Below are 21,312 nucleotides of genomic sequence, written 5' to 3'. Positions count from 1 at the left end.
CCCCGGGTTCGCCCCTGATCGCGCCCCGCCGGTTCCCAGGGGGATGTCCGTCAGGGGGCGTCACCAGCCCCCTGGTGTCAGCACCTTCCGGATCCGCTTCTCGCTGACCGGGCCGTCGGTGCCGAGCTGCTGCGCGAACAGCGAGACGCGCAGTTCCTCCAGCATCCAGCGCACCTCGGCGAGCTCGGCCGCACGCGCCGCGTCCGGGGCACCGGCGGCGTATGCCGCCTGCGCCTTCTCGTACGCCGAGGTCACGTCACCGATCCGCCACGCGAGGTCCGCGTCGCGCGCAGGGTTCTCGGCGGCCTTGACCAGCCGGTGCGAGTCGGCGCGCAGGTAGCGGGCCAGGTGCGGCAGCCGGCGGGGCGGCGTCGCGGACACGAACCCGTCGTGCACCAGGGCCGCGCGGTGCTCGCGCAGGTCCTGGAGCGTGTTCAGCAGGGCGAGGCTGCCCGACGCGCGGATCTCCCCCTCGAGCGCACGGCTCGCCGACAGCGCGGCCACGACGTGCCCCACCACACGGTGCACCTCGTCCTCCAGGTGCCGGCGCACGAACGCGAGCGCGTCCGCATAGGCCGACGCCGACCGCACGTCCGCCGCGTCCGGGCCACCCGGCGGCGTGTCGTAGCGGACCTGGTCCGCACCGGAGGTCAGGGCCGTGACGGCGGCGAGCTGCAGGTCGGCGACCAGGGCCTCCGTGCTCGGGTACGGCGACGCCGCCATGGTCAGCGACTGGGTGCCCGTCCACCGCGACGTGATCCGCCCCGTGCCCAGCGCGGCCTCGGACACCAGCAGCCGCCGCACGCCGGCGGCGTGCGCGGCCGCCTGGGCCTGCTCGTCGGCGAGGATCCGCAGCGCCACCCCGTGGGTGCGGGCCTGGCCCTTGACCTTCGGCGCCGCCTCCTCGACGAGCGCGGGGAAGCCCCGCACCACCATGCCGGCACCCACGTCGGTGGACACCGACTCCGGCAGCATCCCGCCGTCGGGCAGCCCGGAGGGCCAGGACGTCAGCCCGGTCCGCTCGCCGACGACGCTCGCGGCACCCGCGGGGACACCGGGAGCGGCCTCGGAACCGCCGGTGCGGCGTTCGGCCGCCGCGGCGGGCGACGCCACGGGCCCGGACGGCGCTCCCGCCCCGCCCGGCCCGGAGTCCCCGCCCGAGGCCCCGGCCGCCGCCCGCGCCTCCGCCAGCGCGGCCCCGACGGCGCCCCGGACCGCCGACCGCACGGCCGCCTCGGCGCGCGAGGCGAGCTTGCGCTGCAGCAGCACCAGGTCCTTCGACTCGTCCAGCACCACCGACGACGCGGACCGTCCCTGACCGCGTTCCTCGACCACCCGGAACGTGACCCGCAGGTGCGCCGGCATGCGTTCGAGCCGCGCGGTGTCCCACACCTCCGGCGGCACCACCACGTCGCGCACCGCGCGCACCGCTCGGGTGAACGCCGACGTGTAGGGCTCCGCCATGTCGCCCGCACGCACGATGTCCGCCCAGGCGGGACACTCCTCCCGGATCCAGGCGACCACCTCCCGCGCCACGTCCGGCGCCGGCACCAGCTCGCGGCGCACCGTCTTGGGCAGGGACTTGATCGTGGCCACCGTCAGCTCCTCCAGCAGCCCGGGCACCATCCAGTCGAACCCGTCCGGCACCACGCGCGCCAGCACGGCGACGGGTACGTGCACGGTCACGCCGTCGGCGTCCGACCCGGGCTGGAACTGGTAGGTGAGCGGCAGGGAGAGCTCGCCCTGCGGCCACGCCTCGGGGAACTCGGCGGTGTCGACGGTGGCGTCGCCGACGAGCTGCTCCATGGTGAAGGTGAGCAGGTCGGGCGTCTCCCGGCGGGCCCGCGACCACCAGCGGTCGAAGTGCGCGGCGGAGACCACCGACTCGGGCACGCGCTCGTCGTAGAACGCGAACAGGTCGTCCTCGTCCGCGACCAGGCCGCGCTGCCGGGAGCGGGCCTCCAGCTCGCCGGCCTCCTCCAGCAGGGCGCGGTTGTCGTGGAAGAACCGGTGGTGCGTGGTCCACTCGCCCTGCACGAGCGCGTGCCGCACGAACATCTCGCGTGCCGCCTCGGGGTCCACCTTGGCGTACAGCACGCGCCGGTCGGACACGATGGGCACGCCGTACAGCAGCACCTTCTCCGTGCACATCGCGGCACCCTGCTTGGTGGACCAGTGCGGCTCCGAATAGGTGCGCCGGGCGAGCGGGCCGGCCAGCTCCTCCGCCCACTCCGGCTGGATCCGGGCCACGTCGCGCGCCCACAGGCGGCTCGTCTCCACGAGCTCGCCCGCCATGATCCACACCGGTGGCTTCTTGGACAGCGGCGACCCCGGGAAGATCGCGAACCGCGCACCGCGTGCACCCACGTACTCGTTGCGGGCCTGCTTCTTGGCCCGCTTCAGCGCGCGCTCGCGCGCCTCGCCCCGCAGGTGCGCGACGGCGGACGCCTTCACCTCGCCGGTGTCCTGCATGCCGATCTGCGACAGCAGGCCGGCCAGCAGCGAGCGGTGGATCGTGTCCTCGTCCCACCCGTACCGGTAGGAGACCTGCTGCGTCTCCTGCGTCGTCCCGCCCGCCGCGGACCCGACCGCGCCCACGACCAGCGGCGGCGTGGGGTGCACGGACATGTCCATGTCCAGGGGACGTGCCATGTCCCGGAGCTGCGCCACGACGTCCTGCCACTCGCGGACGCGCAGGAAGTTCAGGTACTCCGCCTTGCACAGGCGGCGGAACGCCGAACCCGACAGCAGGCGCTGCTGCTCCCGCACGTACTCCCAGAGGTTGAGGTAGGTCAGGAAGTCGGAGCGCGGGTCCGCGAACCGGGCGTGCTGCTGGTCGGCCTGCGCCCGCTGCTCGGCGGGGCGCTCGCGGGGGTCCTGGATCGACAGCGCCGCCGCGACGACGGCGACCTCGCGCGCCACGCCGTGCCGCGCCCCCTCGATGACCATGCGGGCCAGCCGCGGGTCCATGGGGAGCTGGGCGAGCGTGCGACCGGTCGCGGTGAGCCGGGTGCCGCCGTCGACCTCCTCCAGGGCGCCGAGCTCGGTGAGGAGCTGGACGCCGTCACGGATCGCCCGCGTGTCCGGGGCCTCGACGAACGGGAAGCGGGCCACGTCGTCGGGCGTGCTGACCACCCCGACCGAGATCATCTGCAGCAGCACCGACGCCAGCGACGTGCGCAGGATCTCGGGCTCGGTGAACTCGGGGCGGCCCTCGAAGTCCTCCTGGGAGTACAGGCGGATCGCGATGCCGTCCGCGACACGGCCCGAGCGGCCGCTGCGCTGGTTGGCCGAGGCCTGCGACACCGGCTCGATGGGCAGCCGCTGCACCTTGGTCTGCTTGGAGTAGCGGCTGATGCGTGCCGTGCCGGGGTCGACCACGTAGTGGATGCCGGGCACGGTGAGCGACGTCTCGGCGACGTTCGTGGCCAGCACGATGCGCCGCGAGGCGTGCGACTGGAAGACCCGGTGCTGCTCCGCGCTGGAGAGCCGTGCGTACAGCGGCAGGATCTCGATGTGCTGCGGGTGCCTCGGGTCCCGCGCACGTTCCTTGTAGTGGCCGGCCAGGCCGTCGGCGGCGTCGTGGATCTCGCGCTCGCCCGAGAGGAACACGAGGATGTCGCCGCTGCCCTCGCGCATCAGCTCGTCGCAGGCCTCGATGATGCCGGTGACGAGGTCCTTCTCCTCGGCGCCCCGCGCCTTGCCCTTCTTCTTGCCCGACGCCGTCGGCTCGGTCCCGGCGCCGGTCTCGCCCTCGTCCGGGGACAGCGGGCGGTACCGGATCTCGACGGGGTAGGTGCGCCCGGACACCTCGACGATCGGGGCCAGGTCCGGGAGCACGTCGGTGACGTAGTCGGGCGCGCCGCCGCGCTGCGCGAGCGCGGCGGGGGAGAAGTGCGCGGCGAACCGCTCGGAGTCGATGGTCGCCGACGTGATGATCAGCTTGAGGTCCGGCCGCTGGGGCAGGAGCCGCGAGAGGTAGCCGAGCAGGAAGTCGATGTTGAGGGACCGCTCGTGCGCCTCGTCGATGATGATCGTGTCGTAGGCCAGCAGCTGCGGGTCCCGCTGGATCTGCGCGAGCAGGATGCCGTCGGTCATGACCTTGACCAGCGTCCGCTCGCTCGACTGGTCGGTGAACCGCACCTGGTAGCCCACCACGTCGCCGAGCGGGGTGCCGAGCTCCTCGGCGATGCGCTCGGCCACCGTGCGGGCCGCGAGCCGCCGGGGCTGGGTGTGCCCGATCTGCCCCTGCCGGCCTCGGCCGAGCTCCAGCGCGATCTTCGGGATCTGCGTGGTCTTGCCGGAACCGGTCTCGCCCGCGACGATCACGACCTGGTGGTCCCGGATGGCTGCCGCGATGTCCTCCCGGCGCGCCGAGACGGGCAGCTGCTCGGGGTAGGTGATGGGCGGTACGTCCACGGCGGCACGCCGGGCGGCGGCCGCCTCGAGCTGTGCGGCGGTGACCCGCTGGGGCCCGGTCCGGCGCGGCCTGCGGCCCTGACGCTCCGTGGTCCGGCGGTCGCCCTGGTGATCCTGCTGTCCCTCCGGCTGCTGTCCCTCCGGCTGGCGACGCTGCCGGCCCGGCTGGTCGCCCGAGCGCCGGCCCGACCCGCGGCGCCGGTTCCGGCCCCCGCCCGGGCGGCCACGGTCGCCGTCGGACACCGGGGTGGAAGAAGGCTCGCTGCTCACAACCCCCTATTCTCCCAGGCTCGGCAAGGCCATTTGCCGAACCGTGCCGGGCCCACGGGCCGGTGGACGGCCCGCGGACCCGGCGCGGCGCTCGCCGTCAGCCGGCTTCCGCCGCGTTGAACAGGTCGAGCGCGCCGTGCTGACAGCCGTGCCCCGCGGTGACCGGCACCAGCGGCCCGGCCCAGTGGGGGCCGTACATGCCGAGCGTGTCGCGGTCGTTCGCGGCGGCGGCGTCGGCCTGCCGGTCCAGGTAGGCGCTGTACGGACGGTCGGGCAGCGCCATGTCGAGCTTGCCCAGGCCACGCACGTAGGCACCCTTGAAGGACGCGCCGTCGCTGGTGCAGTCGTCGCCCTCGTCGACCTCGCGGAGGATGCCGCCGGGGTTGAGGGCGGCGGACGTGGTCGAGGCGTCGGCCAGGTCCCGCGCGGTCTCGAGCAGCGTCGCGTCGCCCGTGGCCCGGTGCAGCTCGGCCAGCGCGCCCAGGATCACCCCCTGGTTGTAGGTCCAGGTGGGCTCGCCGTTGTTCACGCACGAGTCGTTGAGGCCGTCGTTGACCAGGTTGCCGGAGTTGATCATGCCGCTCGCCCGGAACCAGTCCCAGCCCTCCCGGGCCCGCTGGAGATAGGTCGTGTCACCCGGGATGCGGTTGTGCAGCGCCGCGTTGAGCTGGATGTAGAGCTCGTTGGTGATCGCGTTCTTGTACGCGATGCCCGTGTTCCACTGGACCCCGCCGCCGCACGTGCCGGTCCAGTACGCCCGCATGTGGTCGGCGTCGGCGCGGGCCGTGCTCAGGTAGCGGCTCTCGCCCGTCAGGTCGTACGCCGCGATCCAGGCCAGGCCCCACCAGCCCGTGTCGTCCAGGTACTCGTTGCGGAACTGGCCCTGGCGTGCGTTCACGTTCTTGTCGTAGGTCTGCCCGATCGCGTACCGGTAGCTGCCCATGCCGCTGATCCGCGCGTTGTCGACGACGGCGGTCAGGGCGTTGGCACCCGTCCACCAGCCGTCGGTCTCGAACAGGCCGGTGTCCCGGTCCCAGAGCATCATCAGCGCCGTGGCGGCCTCGGTCGACCGGCTCCAGGCGTTGCGGTCGTTGCGCGCCCAGCCGGTGCACGCTATCTCGGCGCGGTCGGCCGCCTTGCCGCAGGCTCGCAGTGCACCGACGCCCGCGGTGCCCCAGTCGTCCACGTTGTACATCTGGGTGCGCCAGCCCGTGGAGCCCGCCGGGATCGCGGTGGCGCCGAGCCTGCTGCCCGACGCCCACGTCCTGCCGCCGTCGAAGGACCGGTCGAGCCATACCTCGTCACCCGGCTGCCCGCCGTCGATCGAGCCCCAGCCCATGACGTCCGGGTCGGAGACGTGCAGCCGGAGCGTGCGGCCGTGGATGCCCGCGCTCACCGGCACCCGGTCGCCCGCCGCGGTCGCCGGGTCGCGGGCGTCGCAGTAGATGTCGCAGATCACGGCGGCAGGTGCCGCGGTGCGGTCCGGGGCACCGGCCGGCGCCCCGGGCACCCGTGAGCCGGGGGCGCTCGCGGACGGTGCGGCATCGGGGGACGCGGCCTGTGCCAGCGGTACGGGCAGGGCGGCGAGCAGCGCCGCCAGGGCCGCGGCCACGGGCGGGCCGACGACGAGCGCCCGGCGCGGGCGCGCGGTGCGGTGCGCGGAGCGGGTGCGGGTGCCGGGCCTGGTCCCTGCGCCGGCCGTGACGCCGCGCGAGCGCGGCCGACGCTCTGACAGCGGTGTCATGCGATCTCCCTGTGCTCGTCCTGGATTCCGGGGTGGAGAGGTGGAGCGATGGAGCGGTCGGCCACGGCGACGGTGCGGCGGCCCGGACCAGATTCACCCAGAACCGGTGGTGCGTCAAGGTGCGTGGCGACATGGGTATCGCTCCCCATGTCGTACCGGCCCTGACCTGCCTAGGCTCTCGGGGGCCCGGTGACGTGCACCGCGGTGCCGGAGGGGAGCGGTATGGCTGACAGTTCGACGGGCGGTGCCGTGGTCGGCTCGGCCGGCGTCGGCAGGCCCGCATGACGCACGGCGCGCTCATCGCCCTGTGCGAGAACCGGATCAACGGGCTGAGTCGCACCCGCCTGGCGTTCGAGCAGGGTATGGGGCCCGAGCGGGTCGGCCGGCTCGTCGACGACCTGCGGGAGGCCGCGTCCGGGTGGGACGCGGTGGTCTTCCGCCCGCCCGAGGGTGACCCCGTCGCGCTCCGCGTCGGCGCGCGGAGCGTCCGGGAGGGCGTGGTGGGCTTCGCCGTCGTGGCCGACGTGCTGGAGACCTACGCGATGGCCCTGGAGGCCGGTCAGGTCCGGCACGCGTCGGGGCTGGCGCACCTGCGCTCCGCGCGCCGGGGTGCGGCCGGGCTGCCGGCGATCGGGTCCCCGGGCACAAGCCCCGATACGGCGCGGCCCGACGGCGGGGCCGGAGCGGACCCGGCGGCCGCGACGCCAGGGCGGGACGCGACCCGGGACGACGCCGTCCACGGTGCGGTGGAGGCGACGGTCCGGGCCGCGATCGACGTGCTCGACCTGGCGTGCGCGGGGTACGCCGCGTGCCAGGACGGTTACCAGGCGGTGCACGACGCCGAGCGTGCGCTCTACGCGGCGCTCGCCCACGTGCGGGTGCGCTCCTCGGGCCGCTGGGGCGGCCTGCGGGTCTGAGTCACCCGGCCGGCCCGGGGCGCCGTCAGTACGTGCAGGAGTCCAGCAGGGGCTGGAGGGCGGACTTCTCGGCGGCGTCCACGGTGAGGTCCCAGCGGGCCTTCGTGTGGATCCACATCTTCGCGTACGCGCACCGCTTGCTCGCGAGCGGCGGTACCCACTCGGCGGGGTCCTTGTCGCTCTTGGAGCTGTTCACCTCGGCGGTGACCGCGATGAGCTGCGGCCCGCTGAGGTCGTTGGCGAAGTCCTGCCGGCGATCCGTCGTCCACCCGCTCGCGCCCGAGTACCAGGCCTCGGCCAGCGCCACCACGTGGTCGATCGAGATGTCGGCCGGTGCGGTGCGGGTCTCACCGTCGTACTCGCTGTACCAGCTGCCCGACGTCGGGTAGCAGTCGCTGCCGACCTCGACGCCGTCACCGTCCCGCTGCAGGACGGTCTCCCGGGTGGTGCACCCGTCGACCGTGATCCAGTGCGGGAACAGGTCCCGGTCGTACGGGGCGGAGGCGCCCTCGGCCTGCACGGTGAGGCCGTCCAGCTCGGACTGGGCCACCGCCTTGGAGGGGAGGTCGGGCGGGTACGCCCCGGCGGGCTGCGCCTGGACCGTCAGGAGCGCGACGAGGGCGAGCGCCGCGACCGAGGCGACGAGGTGGCGGGCGCGGGACGCCCGGACGGGGTGCGGCGGGACGGTGGGTTGCGGCATGGGACAGACCTTCCTCGAGACTGACCGGGCGCTTTTCATGGTGGTCCGGGCTGATGACCCCGAAATGACCATGATGTGACGATAACCGAAATTTCACCCGGTCTGTTCGAGCGAAAAGGTCCGCCTCGAAGGGGGTGCGGCACGGCGTCCGGGGCGGAGCGATGCCGGACCGTCCTCTCGAGGCGGACCTGTGCGCGGCCGGCCGGTGGACGGCCGGGAGCGTGGTCAGGAGGTGGCGACGCCCAGCCAGTAGCCGAGGCCGACGAGGGCGAGGGCGCCGACCGTCTCGATGATGGCGAGCGCGAGGCCCCAGCGGGCGAGCCACAGGTCGAAGCCCTCCTTGCCGGCGCGGGCGACGGCGATCGCGTTCAGCACGACCCCGATGACGGGCAGTGCGGCCAGGAAGAAGGTGAGGAGGCTGAAGACCGTGGTCTGCGGGTCCTCCTCGGCCTCCTCGGCGACCGGTGCGGCGACGGCGGTCTCGGTGACCACGGCGGTGGCGACGGCGGACCCGGCGGCCGCCTCGGGAGCTGCGGGCTCGGCGGCGGGCGCCGGAGCGGTGGTGGTCTCGGCCGCGAGGGCCTGGGTGTCTGCCTGCGCCTCGGACGTCACCGCGGTCGCCTCCGGCGCGGCGGGCTCGGTCGCCACGGCCTCGGCCGCGACCGGGGTCGTGCTCTCGTCGAGCGGAGCCTCGGAGGTCGGAGCCGCGGGTGTCGTGGTGTCGGGCGTGGTCATGGTGGTCGTGCTCCCCTGGTTGCAGGTCTTGTGGAAATGTCAGGCCATATTGTGGAGTATCCGAAAGGTCTTGGATAGACCGGTATCGACCGGTGAATCACCAGAGGCTGCCGTCCCGGGAGGGACGGCAGCCTCTGCTACCGGGTGAGTCCTGCGCCGGGGCAGGTCACATGGTCGTCGGCACGGAGAGCGCCGCCCAGACGCCCAGACCGACGAATACCAGGTAGAGCACGGTGAACACGATCGAGAGGCCGAGGCCCCACTTCGCGAGCTTGCTGTCGAGTCCGGCCTTGCCTGCCTTCGACGTGGCGATCGCCGAGACGATGATCCCGATCGGAGGGGCGACGAACGCGAGCACGAAGCCCACGATGGCCAGCGTGTTGGCCTGCGGGTCCTGGACCGTGCCCTGGACGGCGGGGGCGGACGGAGTCTCGGACATGGAGGGACTTCCTTTCACGGCCACTCTTCCGGCCGTTCGACTGCGGGCGCCGGTGCGCCCGTACGGACCCGGGTCAGTGTGAAGCATCCCGTGATGTGCGTGAAGACCCCATTGCGCGGTACGCCCGAATCGTTACCCTTGACGCTCGGGCGTCACCCGCTTCGGCGGCGCGCGTCCTCTCGGGAGCGGTTCGTCCGGGGGCTGGAAATTACTCCCTCCGAGTTCACCTGGACGTGATAGTCCTGTAGCAGGATCCGAACGGCACGTACCGCGCACCTTCCAGGCCGCGCACCGACCGAGGGGATGACGCGTGAGCGACACGGCGAAGACGCCCGTCCCGGGCTTTCTCCGGACCTTCACCCACGCGGTTCCGCGTGCCTACCGGCTCGTGGTCTCGCGCGGCGGTGCCAAGGGCTTCCTCCGTTCCCTCGGTACGGGGACGGTTGCGACGGCGATCGCCGCGGCCGTGCTGTTCACGGCATCCGCCAGCGTGCCCGGCCTGGGGCCGTCCGGGCCGGACGGCGACCCGCCGATCCGGCTGTACGGGTCGGTCGAGAGCGTGAGCGTCGGCGAGACGGACACCGCACCGGAGGGCGTCACGCTCGGCCAGATCGTCGCGGTGCTGGAGCGCGCCGAGCAGATGGCGCAGGAGCAGGGGGCGGCGTTCAGTCCCGCCGTGGCACAGGCCGCCGCCGAGCTCGGCATGCTCTACACGACCTACCAGATGCAGCAGCTCGCGTTCGGTGAGAACAACGAGGGCCTGCGCGTCGAGGACGCGCCGATCGCGCGCGGGTCCGGCCCGTCGGACGACGACGCGTCGTCCGGCGGCGGTCACGACGACGCCGCGAAGGAGTCCGGCCCGGGCAAGGACGGCAAGGGCGCGGCCGGTGACGACGAGCAGGGCGACGACCGGGACACGTCCGGCGGCGCCGAGGACGACGCCAGGAACGAAACCAGGGACGACCGGCCCGAGCCGGAGGAGTCCGCGCCCGCGGTGGAGGTCTCGAACGAGATCACGTCGGTCGCCGACCCGCACGACGCTGACCCGACGGCCGGCTACGTCACGTACGACCAGGTGGTGATCGCCGCCGTGCGGCTGGCGAACATGCTGGACCCCTCCGTGCCGAACGCCCTCGTGGAGGTGGAGGGCGCCGAGCGCGGGGGCTTCTCGCTGCGCGAGAGCCTGCTCGACATCGTGAACCTGTTCGGCGGTACCACGACCGGCTACGCGAACGGCCGGATCCCGACCGACGTGCTGTGCCCGCTGGAGTTCGCTCCCGGGCACATGCTCCGCTGCGACGCGGCCGAGCGCCTGACCGCGCTGAGCGCCGAGTTCGAGCAGGAGTTCGGCTACCCGATCCCGATCACCGACTCCTACCGGTCGTACGAGATGCAGGTCGTGCTGGCGGGCGTCAAGCCGCACCTGGCGGCCATCCCGGGTACCTCGAACCACGGCTGGGGCCTGGCCGTCGACCTGGGCAACCCGATCGCCGGCGGGCACTCCGCCGAGTACGTCTGGATGCGTCTGCACGGACCGGACTACGGGTGGGACAACCCCTCGTGGGCACGGCTCGACGGCGTCAAGCCGGAGCCCTGGCACTTCGAGTTCTTCGCTGCGGGCTCGATCCCGAACCGCGCCATCGATCCCGGCGACGTCGGCACCTGGTCGCCCGACGACCCGTCCGACTCGGCCACCCCGCACTACAAGCCGCCGCTCAAGCCCAAGCCGAACGACGGCGGGTCCGCGAACGAGCCGGACGAGAAGCCCTCGGACCGGCCCGGCGGCAACCCGCCGTCGCAGAAGCCGACCAAGCCGACGCCGAAGCCGAGCGATCCGGGCGATCCGTCGACGTCGCCCGGCGACCCGACGGATCCCGGTGACCCGACCGATCCGGGCGAGCCGACCGATCCCGGTGACCCGACCGATCCTGGCGACCCGAGCGGGGAGCCGTCGGAGCCGGGCGAGCCATCGCCCAGTCCTACGCCCAGCCAGCCGTCGCCGAGTCCTTCGCCGAGCGAGCCGGACCCCGATCCGTCCGACGACCCGTCCGACCCCGCCGAGTGCGAGACCGGCACGGAGGACCCGGCCGGGAGCACGACGGAGACCGACGGCGGCACGGACGACGGCACGAGCACCGGCACCGACCCCGGCAGCACGGAGGACCCGGGCTCCGAGGACCCCGGCACCACCGACCCCGGCACCACCGACCCGTGCCCGGACGACGGGACGGACGAGCCCACCCCCGGCCCGACCCCGACGGCCACCTCGACCACGGCGGCGAAGCTGCCCGACGAGGACCTCGGCGTCGTCGACGGCGACGCCGAGGAGTGACCCCCGCCTGCGCCGCCGGGCGGGACTCCGGCGCACGGCACCGCGGTACCCCACCTGACAGCGAGGACTGATCGAGCACGTGACCACGGAACCGACCCCGGCCCGGCAGCTTCCCGGCGACCCGCAGCGCTTTCTCCGTTCGGGCCGCCTGGAGACGATGCCGCGGCGGTGGCGCGACAAGCTGGCCGTGACCCGCTACCTGGCGGTCCGGGCGATGCCCGTGCTCCTGGAGCCGGTCACCGAGCGGGAGCTCACGGACCGCCTGAGCGAGCTGACCCTCGACCCGGCCGGCCTGCGCCGTGCGATGGTGGACCAGGGTCTGGCGCAGCGCACCCGGGACGGCGCCGAGTACTGGCGCACGGAGCGCACCGAGTACGACGAGTCTTGACCATATGCTGAGACATCGAAGACTCGAAATTTCGGGATAGGGAACTGACATGAGCGAAGAACGTGCCGTCGCCGCGCTGGAGGCTGCGGGGATCCCGTTCGAGATGACGCGGCACGGCCGCGTCGGCAGCCTCGCGGAGGCAGCCGCGGCGCGCGGCGTCGACCCGTCGCGGGTGCTCAAGACGATCGTGGTGCGCCGTGCCGACGACGACTTCCTGTTCGTGCTGGTGCCCGGCGACCGGCAGATCTCGTGGCCCAAGCTGCGTGCGCTGCTCGGCGTCTCGCGCCTGTCCATGCCGAGCAAGGAGGTTGCGTTCGAGGTCACGGGCTACGAGCGGGGAACCATCACCCCGTTCGGGTCGTTGCACAAGTGGCCCGTCGTCGCGGACTCCCGGCTCAGCGAGCCGGGGCCCGTGTCGATCGGCGGGGGTGCCCACGGCGTGGGTGCCACGGTCGATGCCGTCGACCTGACGACGGCGCTCGACGCCACGGTCGCGGACGTGACCGACCCTGCCTGAGCCGTCTCGGGCGGGCTGTCGGGCAGGTCCGCGGCGGCGCGGAGGGCACCAGTTCTCCGCGGTGCAACGTGACCGTAACGCCTGGGGGGTGGACGGAAGCCCAGTGCCGGGTGAACACTCGCCATAGGCAATTCTTGCCCCTCCTCCCCGCGGAGGGGTCGGAGAGCACCAAGAAGTGTCCAAGTGAGCGCCCCCCAGCACGTGTGTGCCAGTCAGAGCCAGCGAAGCTGTCTACCGAAGTCGAGGCCCGACCAATGCAGGACGGAGCGAATGACCCCATGGACCCTCTCCCGTCAGACTCAGCGCAGGACCTGGTTCCCGGCCGCTCGGGATCCGGTATCGCCTGCCGGAACACCTACGAGGGCACGGTGCTGACCCTCTGGGGCGACATCGACGCGCTGCTGCGCGAGAACGCGAGCTCGGCGATGGCCACGCTCGCGGCACGGCCTGATCCCGACCCCGTCATCGTCGACGCCCGGGACGTCACCTTCATCGACTCCTCCGGGGTCGCCTTCATCCTCCAGGTCTTCGTGCTCGGGGAGGAGACGGGTTCGCCCGTCCTGCTGCGCGAGCCGTCCGCCGTGGTGATGGAGGTCCTGGACATGGTCGGTATCAGCCAGCGGATCCCCGTGGTCCGCAACGCCACGGCCAGCGCCTGACGGACCCCCGGTCCGGCGCACCACTCAGGAGTGGCACCCTGGTCCGGTGAAGAACTGGGCTGCGAACCTCACCTACTCCTCCGCGCGCATCGAGCGCCCCCGGACCCTCGCGGAGCTCGCCGGCATCGTCGCCGGTGAGCCCCGCGTCCGGGCCCTCGGGTCACGCCACTCGTTCTGCGACGTCGCCGACACGACGGGCGTGCACGTCCAGCTGGACCAGCTCGACGACGGGCGCGCACCCCTCGTCGTGGACCCCGCCACCGGTGTGGCGTCGGTCCGTGCCGGCCTGCGGTACGGCGAGCTCGCGCCGGAGCTGCACGCGCGCGGCCGGGCCCTGGCGGCCATGGCGTCGCTGCCGCACATCTCGGTGGCCGGTGCCGTCGCGACGGGCACCCACGGCTCGGGCGACGGCACGCGGTCGCTGGCGGGTGACGTCGTCGGCGTGGAGCTGCTGACCGCCGACGGCGAGGTGCGGACGCTGCGCCGGGGCGACCAGGACTTCCCGGGATCCGCGGTGGCGCTCGGCGCCCTCGGCGTCGTCACCCGGGTCGAGCTGGCCACGGTGCCGGCGTTCGACGTGCGCCAGGACGTGTTCACCGGCCTGTCCTGGGACGCGCTGACCGAGAACCTCGACGCCGTCATGGGCAGCGCCTACTCGGTCAGCGTCTTCACCAGCTGGTTCGAGCCGGACGTCCGCATGGTCTGGTGCAAGTCCCGGGTGGACGACGGCGTGGGTGCTGCCCCGGCGCTCCTCACCGAGCTGGGGGCGGCGCCGGCGACCCGGGCCATGCACCCCCTGCCCGACGTCGCCGCGGTGGCCTGTACCGAGCAGGGCGGGGTGCCCGGTCCGTGGTTCGAGCGCCTGCCGCACTTCCGGCTGGACTTCATGCCGTCCCTGGGCGAGGAGCTCCAGTCGGAGTACCTCCTGCCGCGCACCGCGGGTGCCGACGCCGTCCGCGCCGTGCGGGGGCTCGGGGACCGGATCGGCCCGCTGCTGCTCACCTCGGAGATCCGCACGGTCGCCGGCGACGACCAGTGGCTGAGCACCACGCCGGAGGACAGCCTGGCGCTGCACTTCACGTGGCGGCAGGACTGGCCGGCCGTCCGCGAGGTGCTGCCCGAGCTGGAGGCGGCACTGCTGCCGCTCGGCGCCCGGCCGCACTGGGGCAAGCTCTTCACGGTGCCGGTGGCCGAGCTGCCGGGCCTGTACCCCCGGTTCGGTGACTTCGCCGCGCTGGCCGCGCGCCTCGACCCCGAGGGTGTCTTCCGCGGCGGATACGTGGAGAAGCTGCTGGCCGGCTGACCGGTCGCCGCCCCACCAGACCTGCCGCACGAGGTCAAGTTCGCGTTTCGGGTGATTTTCTCGGAGGATCGGGGGATGAGCGACGCGCAGAGCACGACGGCGGAGCCCGCGAAGCGGGAGGAGTTCAGCGGACAGCTGGGCTTCATCCTGTCCGCGGTGGGCTCCGCCGTGGGGCTGGGCAACATCTGGCGGTTCCCCGGAGTGGCCTACGAGAACGGTGGTGGCGCCTTCCTGGTGCCCTACCTGATCGCGCTGCTCACCGCGGGCATCCCGATCCTCTTCCTGGACTACGCGATCGGCCACCGGTTCCGCGGGTCGGCCCCGCTGGCCTTCCGTCGCATCAAGCGGTGGCTCGAGGGGCTCGGCTGGTTCCAGGTGGCGATCTGCTTCGCGATCGCCGTCTACTACGCGGTCATCATCGCGTGGGCGCTCAGCTACTTCGTCTACTCGTTCGACCTGGGCTGGGGCGACGACACGGCCGGCTTCTTCACCGGCACCTACCTCCAGCTCGCCGACGCCGGCGGCGCGGACCCGTGGTTCACGCTCGACTTCGTGCCCGCGGTGCTGATCCCGCTCGTGCTCGTGTGGGTGGCGGCCATCGTCGTGCTGGCCGCCGGCGTCGCGAGGGGCCTGGAGAAGGTCAACTTCGTGTTCATGCCGCTGCTGCTGCTCGCCTTCGGCACCCTCGTGGTGCGGGCGCTGTTCCTGCCGGGTGCGGCCGACGGCCTGAACGCGCTGTTCACACCGGACTGGGGCGCGATGGCGGACCCGAACGTCTGGATCGCCGCGTACAGCCAGATCTTCTTCTCGCTGTCGATCGCGTTCGGCATCATGATCACGTACGCCTCCTACCGCCGGCGGCGCGCCAACCTGACGTCGCCGGGCTTCGTGGTGGCGTTCAGCAACTCCGGCTTCGAGCTGTTCGCAGGCATCGGCGTCTTCGCCGCGCTCGGCTTCCTGGCGCACGAGCAGGGCATCGCCGTGGCCGAGCTGGAGGGCATCAGCGGCCCCATCCTCGCGTTCGTGACGTTCCCCGCGCTGGTGTCGCAGATGCCGGTCGGTGGCCTGTTCGGAGCGCTGTTCTTCGGCTCGCTGGTGATGGCCGGGTTCACGTCGCTGCTGTCCATCCTCCAGGTGGTGTCCGCGTCGTTCCAGGAGAAGTTCGGCTGGACGCGCACCCAGGCCTCGCTCCGCATCGGCGTCGTCGCGGCGCTGGTCTCCGTGCTGACGTTCTCCACCACGACCGGGCTGATCGCGCTGGACACCGTGGACCAGTGGGCCAACAACATCGGCATCGTGGCGTCCGCGATCGTGACCACGGTGGTCATCGGCTGGGTGCTGCGGCGCACGGAGGAGATGCGGTTCCACCTCAACGGGGTCTCCACGATCCCGATGGGCCGGTGGTGGTCGTTCTGCATCGTGGTGCTCGGCCCGGTGGTGCTCACCGCGATGCTGGTCTCGCGGATCGTCACCCTGCTCGTGGAGGGCTACGAGGGCTACGCCCCGTGGTACCTCGCCGTCATGGGATGGGGCGCCGTCGCCCTGTTCGTCGTCGCGGCGGTCGTGCTCACCCTCACCCGGTGGCGCACCGATCCCGACGACTTCGTCGCCTGGCCCACGTTCGGAGGTAAGTCATGAGTGGAGCGGCGATCGTCCTGCTGGTGGTCGCGCTCGTCGTCGTGTGGGGAGGGCTGCTCGTGAGCATCGTGGCCCTCGCCCGGCGGCCCGAGCGCACCGACTACCCGCACGGCTGGCAGCACGAGGGTGGCCCCGAGGACCGGCCCGACGAGCCCGTCGAGCACGACACCTGACGAGGTGCCTCGGCAAGTCAGCTCCTGACCGGCTTTCCGAGGTACTTTAAGCAGGTCAGACCTTATCCACACGGGTGAAACGCGTCAGTAACGCGTCATACATCACAATGTGACATCAGTCTCGAACCGCCGGGTTTACGTCAGCGGGGCGTCACGGTTAGGTGAGACTCGCATACGAGGCGCCAGGTGCGCCGTCGGGTCCTCTGCTCCCCTGACGACAGAGATCTGTCGGGTCGTCCGGGCCTCGTGACACGGAATCGAATCGACCCAGGAGACCCCTGATGCGCAGGCTTCCCGCCCTCACCGCTGCGACGGCGCTCACCGCTGCCGCCCTCGTCCTGACCGCTTGCACCGACGCGTCGCAGCAGCCGACCGGCTCCGACGGCGCCTCGGACGAGGCCAGCGCCGAGGCGTCCTTCGACCCGTCGGCCGTCGAGGCCGACGAGGAGATCGCGGCGCTGCTCCCGCAGGAGATCGCCGACAAGGGCACGCTGACCGTCGGTTCCAACACCGAGTACGCGCCCGCCGAGTTCATCGATGCGGACGGCAAGACGCCGGTCGGCTTCGACATCGACACGGTCACCGCCGTGGCCGCCGTGCTCGGCCTGGACGTCGAGATCGAGTCCGCCGCGTTCGACGGCATCATCCCCGCCATCGGCTCCAAGTACGACCTGGGCATCTCCGCGTTCACCATCACGGACGAGCGCACCGCCGAGGCCAACATGATCAGCTACGCGGTCGCCGGCTCGCAGTACGGCGTCGCGGCGGGCAACCCCGAGGACTTCGACCCCGAGAACCTGTGCGGCGCCACCATCGGCGTGCAGACCTCGACCATCCAGGACGAGGAGCTCACCGAGGCCACCGCGGCGTGCGAGGACGACGGTGAGGAGGCCATCGACGTCGTGCGCTACGAGTCGCAGGCGGACGTCACGACCAACCTCGTGGGCGGCAAGCTGCAGGCCATGTACGCCGACTCGCCGATCACCGCCTACGCGGTGGAGCAGACCGGCGGCGAGGTCGAGACCATCGGCGACATCGTGGACGCGGCGCCCTACGGCATCGTGGTCGCGCAGGACGACGAGGAGCTGACCGAGGCCGTGCAGGCCGCGGTGCAGAAGCTGATCGACGACGGCACGCTCGCGGACATCTTCGCCGCCTGGGGCAGCGCCGACCCGGTCGTGGACGAGGCGGAGCTCAACCCGGCCGAGTGACCCCGTCCGCCGGGTGCACGGCACCCGCGGTCCGCCCCGTGCGTGACTGCGGGTACCGTGCACCCAGCTTTTTCAGGCATCCTCGAGGAAAGGAATGGGTGACGTGACGACGCAGCCGTCGCCGTCGGGCAGCGATCCCGTGCCCAACCGCATCCACGCGCGGCCCGTGCCGCGCCCCGGCCGCCTCGTCGCGGCCGCCGTCGTCCTGGTGCTGGCCGCCATGGCGGCCAACGCCCTGGTCACCAACCAGAACTTCCGCTGGGACGTGGTCTGGCTCTACCTGCGCGACGTGGTGATCGTCCGCGGCGTCATGTGGACGCTGATCCTCACCTTCGGGTCCATGGCCATCGCCGTGGTGCTCGCCGTGACGCTCGCGATCATGCGCCGGTCGGACAACCCGGTCATGCGCTGGGTGAGCTGGGCCTGGATCTGGTTCTTCCGTGGCACCCCGATCTACACGCAGCTCATCTTCTGGGGTCTCCTCGCGGTGCTGTACCCGCGGCTGTCGCTGGGCATCCCGTTCGGCCCGGAGTTCTTCTCGTTCCGCACCGACGACGTGCTCACGGCGTTCTGGCTCGCGCTGTTCGGGCTGGCGTTCAACGAGTCGGCCTACCTCGCCGAGATCGTGCGCGCGGGCCTGACCTCCGTGGACCCGGGCCAGACCGAGGCGGCCAAGGCGCTCGGCATGAAGGACGGCAAGATCATGCGCCGCGTGATCCTGCCGCAGGCCATGCGCGTGATCGTGCCGCCGACCGGCAACGAGACGATCTCCATGCTCAAGACGACCTCGCTGGTGGTCGCCGTGCCGCTCACCTTCGAGCTGACCTACGCGACCTCGGCGATGGGCAACCGGCAGTTCCTGCCCATCCCGTTCCTGGTGATCGCGGCGCTCTGGTACCTGCTCATCACCTCGATCCTCATGGTGGGCCAGCACTACCTGGAGCAGTACTACGGCCGCGGGTTCGGCACCACCACCCGCCGCCGGGGCCGCGGCAGGGGCCCCGGCGGCAAGCAGGCGGCGATCGCGGCCGCCGGGACCGTGCAGGAAGACGTCAACCGGGAGGTGACCCCATGAGCGCCGTCGCGCACCCGCCCGCCGACGCCACCGAGATGGTGTCCGTGCGTGCCGTGCACAAGGTGTTCGGCCACGGGAACGACGCCGTGCACGTGCTGAAGGGCGTGGACCTCGACGTCGCGCGCGGCTCGGTCACGGTGATCCTGGGACCGTCGGGCTCCGGCAAGTCCACGCTCCTGCGCTGCATCAACGAGCTGGAGGAGATCACCGGCGGCTCCATCGTCGTCGACGGCGACCTGATGGGGTACCGCAAGGACGCCAAGGGCGTGCTGCACCGGCTGCACCCGAAGGCGATCGCGCGGCAGCGCTCCCGGATCGGCATGGTCTTCCAGCGCTTCCACCTGTTCCCGCACATGACGGCGCTGGAGAACATCATGGAGGCGCCCGTGCAGGTGCGCGGGCTGTCCAAGCGCGCGGCGCGGCAGCGGGCCACCGAGCTCATCGAGCGCGTGGGGCTCTCGGACCGGGCGGACCACTACCCGGCCCAGCTCTCCGGGGGGCAGCAGCAGCGCGTGGCCATCGCCCGGGCGCTCGCCATGGACCCCGAGCTCATGCTGTTCGACGAGCCGACGTCGGCCCTCGACCCGGAGCTCGTGGGCGAGGTGCTGTCCGTGATGAAGGACCTGGCCCGGTCCGGCATGACGATGATCGTGGTGACGCACGAGATCGGGTTCGCCCGCGAGGTCGCCGACCACGTCGTGTTCATGGACGACGGCGTCATCGTGGAGTCGGGCCCGCCGCAGGAGGTCCTGGACGACCCCCAGCACACGCGCACGAAGAACTTCCTCTCCCACGTCCTCTGACCCGCGTCTTCCGACCCTCTTGGTGGCTAGGTGGGGAGGGTGAGGGTGAAGCGGCAGCCCGTCGGGGTGTTGGCGACCGTCGCGGTCCCCGCATGGGCCTCGGCCACGCCGCGCACGATGGACAGGCCGAGGCCCGCCCCGCTCCCGGGCGTGTCCGCACGATTGGGCGTCCGCGCGCCCGTGCCGCGCCACCCGGCCTCGAACACGCGGTCGAGGTCCGCCTCCGGGATACCGCCGCACTCGTCCTCGACGGCGATCGCCACCGCGTCGCCCGGTGTCCCGTCGGCGGCGCGGACGTCCACCCGGGACACCGTCACGCGCACCGTGCCACCCGAGCCCGTGTGCCGGACGGCGTTCACGAGGAGGTTCTCCAGCGCACGCCCGACGTCCCGGGCGTCGAGCGCCGTGACCACGGGTTCGGCGACGTCCCAGGCGAGGACGACGCCGCCCGCGTCGGCGAGCGGCTGGGCGGCGGCCACCGCGTCGGAGGCGAGGTCGGCCACGGCCACCGGCTCCCGGTGCGGCGACGTCGCCGGGGACTGGAGACGGGACAGCGCCAGGAGGTCGTCGACCATCGTGGTCATGCGCCGGTTCTCGGCGAGGATCCGGGACACGTGCTCGTCCGCCGGCCCGACGCCGTCCTCCAGCGCCTCCGCCAGCGCGCGCACCGCGGCCAGCGGCGTGCGCAGGTCGTGCGACACCCACGCGACCAGCTCGCGGCGGCGCAGCTCGACCTCCCGGTCCCGCTCGCGCGCTGCCCGCTCGGCGGCGACGGCGGTCGTCACGGAGCGGATCCGCGCCATCACCACCAGCCCGACGGCGAGCGCCACCGGCACGGTGGCGACCAGCAGCAGGAGGACGGTCGTCGAGTCGGCGGCCGACAGGAACATCGCCCGCGCGCTGACGTAGACGCCCGTCGCCACGGACGCGACCACCACGAGCGGGGCGAGGGTCGCGGCGAGCGCGACCCGGCGCCGCGCCAGGGCGAACAGGGCGACGGCGCCCGCGGCGCCCACCACCGCGGCGACGAGGCCGGACAGGACGATGCCGGCGAGGTCGTTCACGCTCCGTCCCCGGCCGTGCTGTCACCCACCGTGCGCCGGACGATCGCCCCGCTGCCGGGCGGTGCCGCAGCCCCCGTGCGACCCGGTGCCGCGTCCCACCGGTAGCCGACGCCGAACACCGTCACCAGCCGTCTCGGCCGCGACGGGTCGGTCTCGACCTTCTCGCGCAGCCGCCGCACGTGCACCGTGACGGTCGAACGGTCGCCGTGCTCCCAGCCCCAGACGCCGCGCAGCAGGGCCTCGCGGTCGTACACCTCGCCCGGGTGCGCGAGGAACCAGCGCAGCAGGTCGAACTCCCGGGCGGTGAGCGGCACGTCGGCGCCCGCCCGGGTGACGCGGTGGGCCGCGGGGTCGAGCCGGAGGTCGCCGTCCTGCAGGATGCCCGCCGGGGTGGTCCCCGCGCGGCGGAGCAGCGACTGCACCCGGAGCACGAGCTCGCGGGGGCTGAAGGGCTTGACCACGTAGTCGTCGGCGCCGGTCTCCAGGCCGAGCACGCGGTCCTCCTCCTCGCCGCGGGCGGTGAGCATCAGCACCGGCAGCTCCGGGCGGGCGAGCCGCAGCCGGCGGCAGACCTCCAGGCCGTCGACGCCGGGCAGCATGAGGTCGAGCACCACGACGTCGGGCGGGTGTGCCGCGGCCGCCGCCAGCGCCGCGGGGCCGTCGGCGGCGTGCTCGGCGTCCACCCCGGCACGTTCCAGGTAGGCGACGACCACCTGGGCGACGGTGGCGTCGTCGTCGATCACGAGTGCTCGGGCCACGTCTCAGGGTACGGCCCGCCGGGCCGGCCGGGCGGGCGTGGGCCGGGACCGTCAGCGGCACGTAAGAACCCGGTGGCGGGAAGCGGAACCCCGGCGGTACCCGGCTGCGTCTATGGTGCATGACGCAGACGACGCGGCGCGCGGGGCGCCGCCTACCAGCGCCGGGG

Annotated in this window: 18 protein-coding genes; 11 read left to right on the top strand and 7 right to left on the bottom strand. The window is 72.8% G+C overall.

All coding sequences use genetic code 11. The features are described from left to right. Positions 1–60: 60 nt before the first annotated feature. Both hrpA and ACIG47_RS00680 read right to left on the bottom strand, forming a co-directional pair. The gene (gene hrpA / locus ACIG47_RS00685; protein WP_397429209.1) at positions 61–4,689 is read right to left on the bottom strand and encodes an ATP-dependent RNA helicase HrpA; all 4,629 of its coding nucleotides are present in this window, start codon (positions 4,687–4,689) and stop codon (positions 61–63) included. 97 nt (positions 4,690–4,786) lie between these two features. Beyond that, on the bottom strand, positions 4,787–6,433 hold the full coding sequence (locus tag ACIG47_RS00680) for a glycoside hydrolase family 76 protein (RefSeq protein WP_397429208.1): 1,647 nt from the start codon (positions 6,431–6,433) through the stop codon (positions 4,787–4,789). 281 nt (positions 6,434–6,714) lie between these two features. Here ACIG47_RS00680 and ACIG47_RS00675 point away from each other — a divergent pair, with 281 nt between their 5' ends. After that, a complete protein-coding gene (locus ACIG47_RS00675) occupies positions 6,715–7,350 on the top strand; it encodes a hypothetical protein (protein WP_397429207.1) in 636 nt (211 codons plus the stop codon). 25 nt (positions 7,351–7,375) lie between these two features. Here the strand turns inward: ACIG47_RS00675 and ACIG47_RS00670 are convergent, their stop codons facing one another. The 3 genes from ACIG47_RS00670 to ACIG47_RS00660 all read right to left on the bottom strand — a co-directional run bounded on the left by ACIG47_RS00670 (position 7,376) and on the right by ACIG47_RS00660 (position 9,224). Then, a complete protein-coding gene (locus ACIG47_RS00670) occupies positions 7,376–8,050 on the bottom strand; it encodes an HNH endonuclease family protein (protein WP_397429206.1) in 675 nt (224 codons plus the stop codon). 225 nt (positions 8,051–8,275) lie between these two features. Beyond that, entirely contained in the window at positions 8,276–8,785 is a 510-nt protein-coding gene (locus tag ACIG47_RS00665) for a hypothetical protein (protein ID WP_397412076.1), read from the bottom strand. 166 nt (positions 8,786–8,951) lie between these two features. Continuing rightward, entirely contained in the window at positions 8,952–9,224 is a 273-nt protein-coding gene (locus ACIG47_RS00660) for a hypothetical protein (protein ID WP_397412074.1), read from the bottom strand. A gap of 310 nt (positions 9,225–9,534) precedes the next feature. On the opposite strand from ACIG47_RS00660, the gene ACIG47_RS00655 reads away from it, so the two are divergent. The 10 genes from ACIG47_RS00655 to ACIG47_RS00610 all read left to right on the top strand — a co-directional run bounded on the left by ACIG47_RS00655 (position 9,535) and on the right by ACIG47_RS00610 (position 19,323). Continuing rightward, positions 9,535–11,556, top strand: coding sequence for a D-alanyl-D-alanine carboxypeptidase family protein (locus ACIG47_RS00655; RefSeq protein WP_397429205.1), 2,022 nt, complete (start codon positions 9,535–9,537; stop codon positions 11,554–11,556). 79 nt (positions 11,557–11,635) lie between these two features. After that, entirely contained in the window at positions 11,636–11,944 is a 309-nt protein-coding gene (locus ACIG47_RS00650) for a DUF2087 domain-containing protein (RefSeq protein ID WP_397429204.1), read from the top strand. A 49-nt stretch (positions 11,945–11,993) separates the two neighbouring features. After that, on the top strand, positions 11,994–12,461 hold the full coding sequence (locus ACIG47_RS00645) for an aminoacyl-tRNA deacylase (protein WP_397412068.1): 468 nt from the start codon (positions 11,994–11,996) through the stop codon (positions 12,459–12,461). Between the two features lie 278 nt (positions 12,462–12,739). Further along, complete coding sequence (locus tag ACIG47_RS00640) at positions 12,740–13,120, top strand: STAS domain-containing protein (RefSeq protein ID WP_397412066.1); 381 nt, start codon at positions 12,740–12,742, stop codon at positions 13,118–13,120. A 46-nt stretch (positions 13,121–13,166) separates the two neighbouring features. Further along, on the top strand, positions 13,167–14,423 hold the full coding sequence (locus ACIG47_RS00635) for an FAD-binding protein (protein ID WP_397429203.1): 1,257 nt from the start codon (positions 13,167–13,169) through the stop codon (positions 14,421–14,423). Positions 14,424–14,498: 75 nt separating this feature from the next. After that, positions 14,499–16,061 (top strand): sodium-dependent transporter, encoded by a 1,563-nt coding sequence (locus ACIG47_RS00630; protein WP_397429202.1) that lies wholly within the window; start codon positions 14,499–14,501, stop codon positions 16,059–16,061. Further along, a complete protein-coding gene (locus tag ACIG47_RS00625; RefSeq protein WP_397429201.1) occupies positions 16,058–16,234 on the top strand; it encodes a methionine/alanine import family NSS transporter small subunit in 177 nt (58 codons plus the stop codon). The genes ACIG47_RS00630 and ACIG47_RS00625 overlap by 4 nt, the downstream gene beginning before the upstream one ends. 281 nt (positions 16,235–16,515) lie before the next feature. After that, entirely contained in the window at positions 16,516–17,445 is a 930-nt protein-coding gene (locus ACIG47_RS00620) for an ABC transporter substrate-binding protein (protein WP_397412058.1), read from the top strand. Between the two features lie 103 nt (positions 17,446–17,548). After that, a complete protein-coding gene (locus ACIG47_RS00615) occupies positions 17,549–18,520 on the top strand; it encodes an amino acid ABC transporter permease (protein WP_397429200.1) in 972 nt (323 codons plus the stop codon). Then, positions 18,517–19,323, top strand: a complete 807-nt coding sequence (locus ACIG47_RS00610) for an amino acid ABC transporter ATP-binding protein (RefSeq protein WP_397429199.1) — start codon at positions 18,517–18,519, stop codon at positions 19,321–19,323. Before ACIG47_RS00615 ends, ACIG47_RS00610 begins: the two co-directional genes overlap by 4 nt. A gap of 26 nt (positions 19,324–19,349) precedes the next feature. Here ACIG47_RS00610 and ACIG47_RS00605 read toward each other — a convergent pair whose 3' ends face one another. Together ACIG47_RS00605 and ACIG47_RS00600 are read right to left on the bottom strand one after the other, a co-directional pair. Next, entirely contained in the window at positions 19,350–20,387 is a 1,038-nt protein-coding gene (locus tag ACIG47_RS00605) for a sensor histidine kinase (RefSeq protein ID WP_397429198.1), read from the bottom strand. Continuing rightward, complete coding sequence (locus ACIG47_RS00600) at positions 20,384–21,145, bottom strand: response regulator (RefSeq protein WP_397429197.1); 762 nt, start codon at positions 21,143–21,145, stop codon at positions 20,384–20,386. The genes ACIG47_RS00605 and ACIG47_RS00600 overlap by 4 nt, the downstream gene beginning before the upstream one ends. Positions 21,146–21,312: the final 167 nt, after the last annotated feature.

It is taken from the genome of Promicromonospora sp. NPDC052451 (genome assembly GCF_044547525.1).
Classification (GTDB): domain Bacteria; phylum Actinomycetota; class Actinomycetes; order Actinomycetales; family Cellulomonadaceae; genus Promicromonospora.
This window is presented reverse-complemented; position numbering and strand designations above follow the sequence as displayed.